The 10,764-nt window shown below is 62.5% G+C and carries 13 protein-coding genes and 1 tRNA gene; 11 read left to right on the top strand and 3 right to left on the bottom strand.

What is annotated here, in order from left to right:
* A partial coding sequence (locus tag sphsw_RS19585) for a glycosyl transferase (protein WP_042466295.1) occupies window positions 1-565 on the top strand: 565 nt, incomplete at its 5' end.
* 68 nt (window positions 566-633) lie between these two features.
* On the opposite strand, the gene nusG is transcribed toward sphsw_RS19585, so the two are convergent.
* From nusG to sphsw_RS01890, 3 genes are all read right to left on the bottom strand, one after another.
* Window positions 634-1,170: a transcription termination/antitermination protein NusG gene (gene nusG / locus sphsw_RS01900; protein WP_031393771.1), complete on the bottom strand. Its 537-nt coding sequence runs from the start codon at window positions 1,168-1,170 to the stop codon at window positions 634-636.
* Between the two features lie 9 nt (window positions 1,171-1,179).
* A complete protein-coding gene (secE, locus tag sphsw_RS01895) occupies window positions 1,180-1,377 on the bottom strand; it encodes a preprotein translocase subunit SecE (protein WP_031393770.1) in 198 nt (65 codons plus the stop codon).
* A gap of 639 nt (window positions 1,378-2,016) precedes the next feature.
* Window positions 2,017-2,093 (bottom strand) — tRNA-Trp (locus tag sphsw_RS01890).
* A 315-nt stretch (window positions 2,094-2,408) separates the two neighbouring features.
* Between sphsw_RS01890 and rpsL the strand changes: the two genes are divergently transcribed.
* From rpsL to rplB, 10 genes are all read left to right on the top strand, one after another.
* Window positions 2,409-2,780 (top strand): 30S ribosomal protein S12, encoded by a 372-nt coding sequence (rpsL, locus tag sphsw_RS01885; protein WP_010164594.1) that lies wholly within the window; start codon window positions 2,409-2,411, stop codon window positions 2,778-2,780.
* Window positions 2,781-2,856: 76 nt separating this feature from the next.
* Complete coding sequence (gene rpsG, locus sphsw_RS01880) at window positions 2,857-3,327, top strand: 30S ribosomal protein S7 (protein ID WP_031393769.1); 471 nt, start codon at window positions 2,857-2,859, stop codon at window positions 3,325-3,327.
* A gap of 123 nt (window positions 3,328-3,450) precedes the next feature.
* Complete coding sequence (gene fusA / locus sphsw_RS01875; protein ID WP_031393768.1) at window positions 3,451-5,547, top strand: elongation factor G; 2,097 nt, start codon at window positions 3,451-3,453, stop codon at window positions 5,545-5,547.
* Between the two features lie 106 nt (window positions 5,548-5,653).
* Window positions 5,654-6,847 carry an elongation factor Tu gene (gene tuf, locus sphsw_RS01870; protein ID WP_031393767.1) on the top strand — a complete coding sequence of 398 codons (1,194 nt, stop codon included), beginning with the start codon at window positions 5,654-5,656 and terminating at the stop codon, window positions 6,845-6,847.
* A gap of 171 nt (window positions 6,848-7,018) precedes the next feature.
* The gene (locus sphsw_RS20830) at window positions 7,019-7,417 is read left to right on the top strand and encodes a GFA family protein (RefSeq protein WP_081874055.1); all 399 of its coding nucleotides are present in this window, start codon (window positions 7,019-7,021) and stop codon (window positions 7,415-7,417) included.
* 224 nt (window positions 7,418-7,641) lie between these two features.
* Entirely contained in the window at window positions 7,642-7,950 is a 309-nt protein-coding gene (gene rpsJ, locus sphsw_RS01865) for a 30S ribosomal protein S10 (RefSeq protein WP_007406109.1), read from the top strand.
* 287 nt (window positions 7,951-8,237) lie between these two features.
* Window positions 8,238-8,984 (top strand): 50S ribosomal protein L3, encoded by a 747-nt coding sequence (gene rplC, locus sphsw_RS01860; protein ID WP_031439113.1) that lies wholly within the window; start codon window positions 8,238-8,240, stop codon window positions 8,982-8,984.
* 2 nt (window positions 8,985-8,986) lie between these two features.
* A complete protein-coding gene (gene rplD, locus sphsw_RS01855) occupies window positions 8,987-9,613 on the top strand; it encodes a 50S ribosomal protein L4 (protein ID WP_031393764.1) in 627 nt (208 codons plus the stop codon).
* Window positions 9,606-9,920: a 50S ribosomal protein L23 gene (locus sphsw_RS01850; protein ID WP_031393763.1), complete on the top strand. Its 315-nt coding sequence runs from the start codon at window positions 9,606-9,608 to the stop codon at window positions 9,918-9,920. Before rplD ends, sphsw_RS01850 begins: the two co-directional genes overlap by 8 nt.
* Before the next feature lie 4 nt (window positions 9,921-9,924).
* The gene (gene rplB / locus sphsw_RS01845) at window positions 9,925-10,764 is read left to right on the top strand and encodes a 50S ribosomal protein L2 (RefSeq protein ID WP_031393762.1); all 840 of its coding nucleotides are present in this window, start codon (window positions 9,925-9,927) and stop codon (window positions 10,762-10,764) included.

Below are 10,764 nucleotides of genomic sequence, written 5' to 3'. Positions count from 1 at the left end.
CGGGCGGATCCTGCCGGGCGATACCGCAGACCTGCCGGTGACGCTGAAGCTCGAGGATCATCCGATGGAGCCGGTGCCGGGCGCGTTTCCCGGCGGATTCGTGATGGGGGCCAATCTAGCCTTCACGCACGACGTCATTGCGCGGACGGGGCCGTTCGATACGCGGTTCGGCGCGGGCGCGCGGTTCGTCGCAGCGGAGGATACCGATTTCCTGTTCCGCGCGATCGCGGCCGGGGTGGTCGTCGCCTACGACCCGTATTTCGTCGTCGAGCATCATCATGGGCGCTGCCGGCCCGACCAGGTAATCACGCTGCTCGCGGGCTATGGCTATGGCGACGGCGCGCTCTACGCCAAGCATATCCTGACCGACCGGCGAATTCTGGGCGCGATCCGCCGCGACCTTGGCGATGCGCTTGGCGAGATCCGCGCGGGGACGCGGCCCTTTCCCTATATCCGGCGCTTCCACAGCTTCCGCCTGCGCCACGTGTTGCGCGGCTTCATCGCTTATGCGGGCGTCGAGCTTACAGCGCGGGCACGGCTTTGGCCCGCACACGAAAAGGCCTGATGCCGCGGCGTCGCAGCATCAGGCCTCTGATCATTCGTATCGACTGAGCCCGCAGACTCAGGCGGTGATTACTTCGAGCGCTCGACCTGCTCGAACTCGAGCTCGACCGGGGTGGCGCGACCGAAGATCGACACCGACACCTTGACGCGGCTGCGGTCGAAATCGAGTTCCTCGACCAGACCGTTGAAGCTCGCGAACGGACCGTCGAGCACCTTGACCTGATCGCCGATCTCGTAGTCGACCTTGACCTTCTGCTTCGGCGCAGCGGCGGCCTCTTCCTTGCTGTTGAGCATCCGCGTGGCTTCTGCCTCGCTGATCGCCTGTGGCTTGCCCATGCTGCCGAGGAAGCCGGTCACCTTGGGGGTGTTCTTGACGAGGTGATAGACGTCGTCGTTCATGTTCAGCTTGGCGAGCACATAGCCCGGCATGAACTTGCGCTCGACCGCGATCTTTTTGCCGCGACGGGCCTCGGTGATCGTCTCGGTGGGGACTTCGATCTGCTCGACGAGCTGCTCGAGACCCATGCGGGTCGCCTCTGCCATGATCGAGTCGCGGACCTTGCCCTCGAAGCCCGAATAGGCGTGAATGATGTACCAGCGCGCCATGTGCGGACCTTATTGAGCGAGTTTCAGAAGGGCGGTGACGATCGCCTGAAGGATCGAGTCGACGCCGAAGAAGAAGAGCGCCAGGATCGTCGTCATGATGACGACCATCACCCCGGTCATGATCGTCTCGCGACGCGTCGGCCACGTAACCTTCGAGGTTTCGGTGCGGACCTGCCGGATGAATTCGAGTGGGGACGTTTTAGCCACGGTGCTGTTCGAACCCGCCTGATGGAGACATGAAAAGAAGCGAGGCATAGACCCATAACCCGCTCCCTGTGAAGGGTCGCCCCGTCAATAGGGCCCCGTCAAAGGGGTCGGGCATGCGTCCGTCTCGCTGTCGGATGGCGGCGCAGATAGCTTCCGCGCCGACGGAACGCAAGGGGCGGGGCGGCAGCGTCCGCCGGGCGGCCCTGTGATGGCCCGACTCGGCAGCGCGTACGCCGCGATGCACCAGCCTTTCGCACACGGTTAAAAGCATAAGGGGATGCGTAGGAGGCGGGACCGGAAGGCGCGGGGGCGGGCGTTTGCGCCCTCTCCCCCGCCGGCCGTCAACCGGTGCCGGTCTTGCCGGCGGCGCCTCTCCTGCGTTTCTGTTATGTTTGCCGGCGTGACGGACCGACATCGGTATATCAGCGCGCAGACCAAAAAAAAGGCCGGTCAAAGACCGGCCGTAAAAGTTTTAGGAGAGGATGCCTGAAAGGCACAGTCTTTGTGCATCGCAGCAGCGAATTTCACAACTGCGCAAATTGCATTATGAAATGCGTTTTGTGCAATCGTGACAGGCGCAGTACGTCGGCCGCTGACCAATGGGTAACGGCAGCTGTCGATCGGCGATGTGAGAAGATCTGGCAGGAGTGCTCGGATTCGAACCGAGGGCCTTCGGTTTTGGAGACCGACGCTCTAACCAACTGAGCTACACTCCTGTGCGGTGGCGGGCTCTAGCGCCATGTCCGCGGCAGGGCAAGCACCTGTTCATGCCCGACGCACGATTGTCGAACGTGCAACCAATCTGGCGTCGGGTTCAGGGCAGGGTGGGGTGATCCCCGTGTTGACCGCGGCTGACTCCTGACCTATAGGCGCGCCCTGTTCTTCGGGAGTCTTTCCCGCCGGGCATGCTTGAACATTGCTGGATGCATTCCAGGGCCTGAGGAGCGTTTTGCGCTTCCTAGGGTCCTTTTTGTATTCTCAGGCGCCTCAATGGCTCCAGCAAAGTAACCATTTGAAAGGTGAAGGCTTCAATGCCGACGATCAACCAGCTGGTCCGCAAGGGCCGCGATCCGCAGAAGGCCAAGTCGAAGGTCCCTGCGATGGAAGCCAACCCGCAGAAGCGCGGCGTTTGCACCCGCGTCTACACGACGACCCCGAAGAAGCCGAACTCGGCTCTGCGCAAGGTGGCCAAGGTTCGCCTGACCAACCAGCGCGAAGTCATCAGCTACATCCCGGGCGAGGGCCACAATCTTCAGGAGCATTCGGTTGTCCTGATCCGTGGCGGTCGTGTCCGCGATCTTCCCGGTGTTCGCTATCACGTCCTGCGCGGCGTGCTCGATACACAGGGTGTGAAGGACCGGCGTCAGTCGCGTTCCAAGTACGGCGCCAAGCGTCCGAAGTAAGCCGATCAATGCCAACCGACGCAAGTCGGCACTGGTATGTTTGATCACACAGGCTGAAGTTTAGAAGGAATATAAAATGGCACGTCGTCGTCGTCCCGAAAAGCGGGTCATCCTGCCTGATCCCAAGTTCGGGGATGAGGTTCTGTCGAAGTTCATGAACAGCGTCATGCTGGACGGCAAGAAGTCCGTCGCAGAGCTGATCGTGTACGGTGCATTCGAAACCGTCGAGAGCCGCGCCAAGCGCGACCCGATCGGCGTTTTTCACGATGCGCTCAACAACGTGAAGCCGGGCATCGAAGTCCGTTCGCGTCGCGTCGGTGGTGCAACCTACCAGGTTCCCGTCGAAGTGCGTCCCGAGCGTGCACAGGCGCTGGCAATCCGCTGGCTGATCGGTGCGGCACGTTCGCGCAGCGAGAACACGATGGCCGCACGGCTGTCGGGCGAGCTGATGGACGCGGCCAACAACCGCGGCAACGCGGTCAAGAAGCGCGAAGACACGCACCGGATGGCAGAAGCCAACCGTGCATTCTCGCACTACCGCTGGTAACAGCGGGCTTCGAAGCCTAGCATTGGTAACCGTGTCACGGGCGGTCTTTCGCCCGTAACGCAAACACCTATATATTGGGGAGCCGGCACGTTCGGCTCCCCATATCCTTAAGGAAGCACGATCATGGCCCGCAGCCATCCGCTCGACCGTTACCGCAACATCGGCATCATGGCGCACATCGACGCCGGCAAGACGACGACGACCGAGCGCATCCTCTATTACACCGGCAAGTCCTACAAGATCGGCGAGGTGCATGAAGGCACCGCGACGATGGACTGGATGGAGCAGGAGCAGGAGCGCGGGATCACGATCACGTCGGCTGCAACCACCTGCAAGTGGCGCGCCGAAGAAGGTAAGGGTGAAGAGCACCTTATCAACATCATCGACACCCCGGGCCACGTCGATTTCACGATCGAAGTCGAGCGTTCGCTGCGCGTCCTCGACGGCGCGGTCGCGTGCTTCGACGGCGTTGCCGGTGTCGAGCCGCAGTCCGAGACCGTGTGGCGTCAGGCTGACAAGTACGGCGTGCCGCGCATGTGCTTCGTCAACAAGCTCGACCGCACCGGTGCCGACTTCTACTTCTGCGTCGACTCGATCATCGAGCGTCTCGGTGCGCGCCCGGCGGTCCTGTACCTGCCGATCGGCATGGAAGGCGGCTTCAAGGGCCTGGTCGACCTCGTCGAGAACCGCGCGATCATCTGGCTCGAAGAGAGCCTGGGCGCGAAGTTCGAATATCAGGACATCCCGGCGGACATGGCCGACAAGGCCGCGAAGTATCGCAGCGACCTGATCGAGATGGCTGTCGAGCAGGACGATGCTCTGATGGAAGCCTATCTTGAGGGTAACGAGCCCAGCGTCGCCGACCTCAAGAAGCTGATCCGCAAGGGTACGCTCAGCATGGCGTTCGTCCCCGTGGTCTGCGGTTCGGCGTTCAAGAACAAGGGCGTCCAGCCCCTGCTCGACGCCGTGGTCGACTATCTGCCGTCGCCGCTCGACGTTCCCGCGATTCAGGGTCTGAAGCTCGACGGCGTGACGCCGGACGAGCGTCCTTCGTCGGACGAGGTTCCGTTCTCGGCACTGGCGTTCAAGATCATGAACGATCCGTTCGTCGGCACGCTGACCTTCGCCCGCATCTATTCGGGCAAGCTGGAGACCGCATCGCAGGTCACCAACTCGGTCAAGGACAAGAAGGAAAAGGTCGGCCGCATGCTGCTCATGCATGCGAACAGCCGTGAGGACATCCAGGAAGCGTTCGCGGGCGACATCGTCGCTCTCGCAGGCCTCAAGGACACCACGACGGGCGACACGCTTTGCGCGATGAACGCACCGATCATCCTCGAGCGGATGGAATTCCCCGAGCCCGTGATCGAGCTGTCGGTGGAGCCGAAGACCAAGGCCGACCAGGAGAAGATGGGCGTCGCGCTCAATCGTCTCGCACGCGAGGATCCCTCGTTCCGCGTGTCGTCGGACCCCGAGTCGGGCCAGACCATCATCAAGGGCATGGGCGAGCTCCATCTCGAGATCCTGGTCGACCGCATGAAGCGCGAGTTCAAGGTCGAGGCCAATGTCGGCGCTCCTCAGGTCGCGTATCGCGAATATCTGAAGAAGCCGGTCGACGTCGACTACACGCACAAGAAGCAGTCGGGCGGCACCGGCCAGTTCGGTCGCGTGAAGGTCAAGGTCACGCCGGGCGAGCGCGGTTCGGGCATCACGTTCAAGGACGAGATCAAGGGCGGCAACATTCCGAAGGAATATCTGCCCGCGATCGAGAAGGGCTTCCGCGAGACCGCTGCTTCGGGTTCGCTGGTCGGCTTCCCGATCATCGATTTCGAGATCGTGCTGTATGACGGCGCGTATCACGACGTCGACTCGTCGGCTCTGGCGTTCGAAATCTGTGCACGTGGCGCAATGCGCGAAGTGGCGCAGAAGTCGGGCATCACGCTGCTCGAGCCGGTCATGAAGGTTGAGGTCGTCACCCCGGAGGACTATCTGGGCGACGTCATCGGCGACATGAACAGCCGTCGTGGCCAGATCCAGGGCACCGACAGCCGCGGCAACGCGCAGACGGTCGAGGCGATGGTGCCGCTGGCCAACATGTTCGGCTATGTGAACTCGCTCCGCTCGTTCACGCAGGGCCGCGCGCAATACTCGATGCAGTTCTCGCATTATGATGAAGTGCCGCAGAACGTTGCTGACGAGGTGAAGGCGAAACTGGCCTAACCCTTTAAGGGGGTAGGGCTAGCGTCAGGCTTTAACAGCCGCTATGGGGCCGCGTTCGCGCGGTTCCCGGTGTGGCACCGGAATACGAATCAGAAGGTAGGAAACAATGGCCAAGGCAAAATTTGAGCGGAACAAGCCGCATCTCAACATCGGCACCATCGGTCACGTCGATCATGGCAAGACGTCGCTCACCGCTGCGATCACGAAGGTTCTCGCCGAGACGACCGGCGGTACCGCTGTCGACTTCGCAAACATCGACAAGGCTCCCGAGGAGCGCGAGCGCGGCATCACGATCTCGACCGCACACGTCGAGTACGAGACGGCCAACCGTCACTACGCACACGTCGATTGCCCGGGCCACGCCGATTATGTGAAGAACATGATCACCGGCGCAGCCCAGATGGACGGCGCGATCCTCGTCGTTTCGGCGACCGATGGCCCGATGCCGCAGACCCGTGAGCACATCCTGCTCGCACGCCAGGTCGGCGTGCCTGCAATGGTCGTGTTCATGAACAAGGTCGATCTGGTCGACGACGAGGAAATCCTCGAGCTGGTCGAGATGGAAATCCGCGAGCTGCTCAGCTCGTACGACTTCCCAGGCGACGATATCCCCGTCATCAAGGGTTCGGCAACCTGCGCGCTGTCGGGTTCGAACCAGAAGCTCGGCGCCGACGCCGTCACCGAGCTGATGCAGGCTGTCGACGACTACATCCCGCAGCCCGAGCGTCCGCTCGACAAGCCGTTCATGATGCCGATCGAGGACGTGTTCTCGATCTCGGGTCGTGGTACGGTCGTCACCGGCCGCGTCGAGACCGGCATCGTCAAGGTTGGCGAGGAAGTCGAGATCGTCGGTATCCACCCGACCGTCCGCAAGACCACGGTCACGGGCGTCGAAATGTTCCGCAAGCTGCTCGATCAGGGCCAGGCTGGCGATAACGTCGGCGCGCTGATCCGCGGCGTCGCTCGCGACGAAGTCGAGCGTGGCCAGGTGCTCTGCAAGCCAGGCACGATCAAGCCGCACACCGACTTCAACTCGGAAGTGTACGTGCTGTCGAAGGAAGAGGGTGGCCGTCACACGCCGTTCTTCGCCAACTACCGCCCGCAGTTCTACTTCCGTACGACGGACGTGACCGGCACCGTCGAGCTGCCTGAGGGCACCGAGATGGTCATGCCAGGCGACAACGTGTCGCTCGGCATCAAGCTGATCGCACCGATCGCCATGGACGTGGGCCAGCGCTTCACGATCCGCGAAGGCGGCCGTACCGTCGGTGCAGGCGTCGTCAGTCAGATCGACAAGTAAGCATCTTCTCCTTCGGGAGATGATCGAAAAGAGCCCGGCTTCTCGCGAGAGAGGCCGGGCTTTTTCGTGTTTGGGGGCGGCCGCAGCATCGCCAAAGCGTTGGGCGGCAAGCAGGCAATTGCCAGGGTCCGTCGAGCGGCTAGATTAGGCACGCCACGGGGGGCGGGGCTTATGCGTGCGCAATGTCAGTGCGGTCGACTCACGGTCGAGCTTCCGGGGCCATCGCCTGCCGTGGTGGCATGTCACTGCATCGCCTGTCAGCGCCGAAGCGGATCGCCCTTTGGTGTTCTAGCCTATTATCCCGAGGAACTGCTCGCTGTCGCCGGTGAGGGCAAACGGTTTGAGCGAGCGACGGACGAAGGCAATCGCTTCGAGACGGTCTTCTGCCCAGAGTGCGGATCAACGGTCTATGCGAGGACCGCCAAGCACCCGTCGATGATCGGGGTCGCCGTGGGCGCTATCGCCGATCCTGCTTTCCCAGCTCCCGTTCGCTCTGTTTGGGAGGAATCGATGCATCACTGGGTGACCTTGCCACGTGAAGTACAGCATTTCGCTAAAGGCCGCGTGTAGGCGTCGGTTATCCGGCTGCTCGGGCGCCCGCCCTAGACCGAGGTAGTGCCAAAGGGGTCGGGTGGGGGTAGTCATGAGCCTATTGCCGCCGCGAGGGGGCGGCCTAAAATCGTCGTCGCGCTAGTTGCCTTTTCGGCGACTCTCCCGTAATGGCCCGCCTTCGGTTTAAACATCAACCAGCAAGAGCCCGGAAACGGGCCCGCTCTTTCGCATCGGTAGGGACTATGGACAGCAATATCCGCATTCGTCTGAAGGCGTTCGATCACCGTGTGCTCGATCAGGCCACTGGCGACATCGCCGACACCGCACGCCGCACCGGCGCGCTCATCCGCGGTCCGATTCCCCTTCCGACGCGCATCGAAAAATTCACCGTGAACCGCGGCCCGCACATCGACAAGAAGTCGCGCGAGCAGTTCGAGGTGCGCACGTACAAGCGTATGCTGGATATCGTCCAGCCGACTCCGCAGACGGTCGATGCGCTGATGAAGCTGGACCTCGCCGCTGGCGTTGACGTCGAGATCAAGCTCGCCTAAGGGCGAGCGCGGCGCGGTCGACCGGTAACGGTCCCGCGCCGTTCGACATTGGGATACCGCCGTCGGTGCAAACCGACGGGGCAGCGTCCCCCGTCACGCTCTCGCATTCGCAGGAGCACCAGCCCGGGACGGGGCGCGTTTCGTATTTACCGGGTTGATCCGACTCCATTCAGGGCTTTTGCCGTGGATGGGGTCAGGTGGATGCATCATGGAGCTTGCTCCGGACATGGTCCGCAAGCCCCCGAGGAATAGTCCGACGGGGCCTCTGTCTAGGAAGGGACAAGATCATGCGTACTGGCGTGATCGCGAAGAAAATGGGGATGACCCGCCTGTTCCAGGAAGATGGTCGGCACGTGCCGGTCACCGTTCTGGCACTCGAAGGCAATCAGGTCATTTCCGTTCGCGAAATGGATCGTGACGGCTACACGGCCGTCCAGCTTGGTGCAGGCGTTGCCAAGTCGAAGAATGTCGCAAAGCCGCAGCGCGGCCATTTCGGCAAGGCCGAAGTGGAGCCCAAGGCTGTCGTCCATGAGTTCCGCGTGAACGCAGACGGCCTGCTCGACGTTGGCGCCGAGATCTCGGCTGACCATTATGTCGCAGGCCAGATCGTCGATATCCAGGGCAAGACCCAGGGTAAGGGCTTCCAGGGCGGCATGAAGCGTTGGGGCTTCGGCGGTCTGCGGGCAACCCACGGCGTGTCGGTCTCGCACCGCTCGCTCGGTTCGACCGGTCAGCGCCAGGATCCGGGCAAGGTCTTCAAGAACAAGAAGATGGCCGGCCACATGGGCGACAAGTATCGCACCCAGCAGAACCTCGAGATCGTATCGACGGACGTCGAGCGTGGTCTCCTGTTCGTCAAGGGTTCGGTTCCTGGCTCCAAGGGCGGCTGGCTCTTCGTCAAGGACTCGGTGAAGGTCGCGCGCCACGCCGACGCACCGTTCCCCGCCGGTCTCAAGACCGCCAACAGCAACATCGCAGCAGACACGCCGGCCGAAACGACCGACGCACCTGCAGCCGACGGCCAGGAGGGCTGAGCGTGAAGATCAAGCTTTCATCTTTCGCCGGCACCGAGGGCGCGGACATCGAGCTCAACGACGAGATCTTCGGTCTCGATCCGCGCGCCGACATCCTGCACCGTGTGGTCACCTGGCAGCTCGAGAAGCGTCGCGAGACGGCTCGTGGCACCCGTGAGCGCGCAGACGTCGCTCGCACCGGCAAGAAGTTCGGTCGCCAGAAGGGCGGCGGTACGGCACGTCACGGCGATCGTCGCGCGCCCGTGTTCATCGGTGGTGGTAAGGCACACGGCGCCCGCGTCCGTGACTTCAACCCGTCGCTGAACAAGAAGGTTCGCGCGCTCGGTCTGCGCATGGCGCTCAGCAGCCACGCCAAGGCGGGTTCGCTGGTCATCATGGACAGCCTGGCTGTCGAGGGTGGCAAGACCAAGACGCTGCAGGGCGATCTCGCCAAGCTCGGCTTCGGCAAGCGTGCGCTCGTCATCGACGGCGACATGGTCGACACCAGCTTCGCATTCGCTGCGGGCAACCTGTACGAAGTGAACGTGATGCCGGCAGCCGGCGCCAACGTTTACGACATCCTGAAGCATGACACGCTGGTGCTGACGCGCGCCGCTGTCGAAAAGCTGGAGGCGCGCTTCCATGGCTAAGAAGCAGAAGGCGGGCATCGATAATCGTCATTACGACGTTATCCTGGCCCCGCACATCACCGAGAAGACGACGACTCTGTCGGAGCACAACGCGGTGGTGTTCAAGGTGTCCAACGACGCCACGAAGCCCGAGATCAAGGCGGCCGTAGAGGCGCTGTTCGACGTGAACGTCGTCGGCGTGAACACGCTCGTCCAGAAGGGCAAGACCAAGAAGTGGAAGGGCACGAACTACTCGCGCTCCGACATGAAAAAGGCAATCGTGACGTTGAAGGACGGTCAGTCCATCGACGTGACGACGGGGATCTGAGGCCATGGCACTCAAGCATTATAATCCGACATCGCCGGCACGCCGCGGTCTCATCCTGGTCGACAAGTCGTCGCTCTGGAAGGGCAAGCCCGTCAAGGCGCTGACCGAAGGCAAGCACAAGACCGGCGGTCGTAACAACAAGGGTCACGTGACCTCGCGCGGCATCGCCGGTGGTCACAAGCAGAAGTACCGCTACATCGACTTCAAGCGTCGCAAGTGGGACGTCGAAGGCACTGTCGAGCGGATCGAGTATGATCCCAACCGCACCGCGTTCATCGCCCTGGTCAAGTACCCGGACGAAGAGCTCGCCTACATCCTGGCGCCGCAGCGTCTGGCCGTTGGCGACAAGGTCCTCGCGGCCAAGAAGACCGACGTGAAGCCAGGCAATGCCATGGAACTCGGTCAGATGCCGGTCGGCACCATCGTCCACAATGTGGAGATGAAGCCGATGAAGGGTGGCCAGATCGCCCGTTCGGCCGGCACGTATGTGCAGGTCGTCGGTCGCGACAAGGGCATGGTGATGGTCCGCCTGAACTCGGGCGAGCAGCGCTACATCCGCAGCGATTGCATGGCGACGGTTGGCGCGGTTTCGAACCCCGACAACCAGAACCAGAACCTGGGCAAGGCAGGGCGTTCGCGCTGGCTTGGTATTCGTCCGCTGACGCGCGGCGTCGCCAAGAACCCGGTCGACCATCCGCACGGCGGTGGTGAAGGCCGCACCTCGGGTGGCCGTCATCCGGTCACGCCGTGGGGCAAGCCGACGAAGGGTGCGCGCACGCGTCACAACAAATCGACCGACAAGATGATCATCCGGTCGCGTCATTCGACGAAGAGGAAGGGCTAA

The organism is Sphingomonas sp. FUKUSWIS1, from assembly GCF_000733135.1.
Taxonomy (GTDB): domain Bacteria; phylum Pseudomonadota; class Alphaproteobacteria; order Sphingomonadales; family Sphingomonadaceae; genus Sphingomonas; species Sphingomonas aerolata.
The sequence above is the reverse complement of the archived record's forward strand: the minus strand, read 5'-3'. Positions and strand labels throughout refer to the sequence as shown.

Coding starts and splice junctions, on each gene's coding strand:
- nusG (WP_031393771.1), bottom strand. CDS start 1,170: ATGGCGCGCTGGTACATCATTCACGCCTATTCGGGCTTCGAGGGCAAG.
- rpsL (WP_010164594.1), top strand. CDS start 2,409: ATGCCGACGATCAACCAGCTGGTCCGCAAGGGCCGCGATCCGCAGAAG.
- rpsG (WP_031393769.1), top strand. CDS start 2,857: ATGGCACGTCGTCGTCGTCCCGAAAAGCGGGTCATCCTGCCTGATCCC.
- fusA (WP_031393768.1), top strand. CDS start 3,451: ATGGCCCGCAGCCATCCGCTCGACCGTTACCGCAACATCGGCATCATG.
- tuf (WP_031393767.1), top strand. CDS start 5,654: ATGGCCAAGGCAAAATTTGAGCGGAACAAGCCGCATCTCAACATCGGC.
- sphsw_RS20830 (WP_081874055.1), top strand. CDS start 7,019: ATGCGTGCGCAATGTCAGTGCGGTCGACTCACGGTCGAGCTTCCGGGG.
- rpsJ (WP_007406109.1), top strand. CDS start 7,642: ATGGACAGCAATATCCGCATTCGTCTGAAGGCGTTCGATCACCGTGTG.
- rplC (WP_031439113.1), top strand. CDS start 8,238: ATGCGTACTGGCGTGATCGCGAAGAAAATGGGGATGACCCGCCTGTTC.
- sphsw_RS01850 (WP_031393763.1), top strand. CDS start 9,606: ATGGCTAAGAAGCAGAAGGCGGGCATCGATAATCGTCATTACGACGTT.
- rplB (WP_031393762.1), top strand. CDS start 9,925: ATGGCACTCAAGCATTATAATCCGACATCGCCGGCACGCCGCGGTCTC.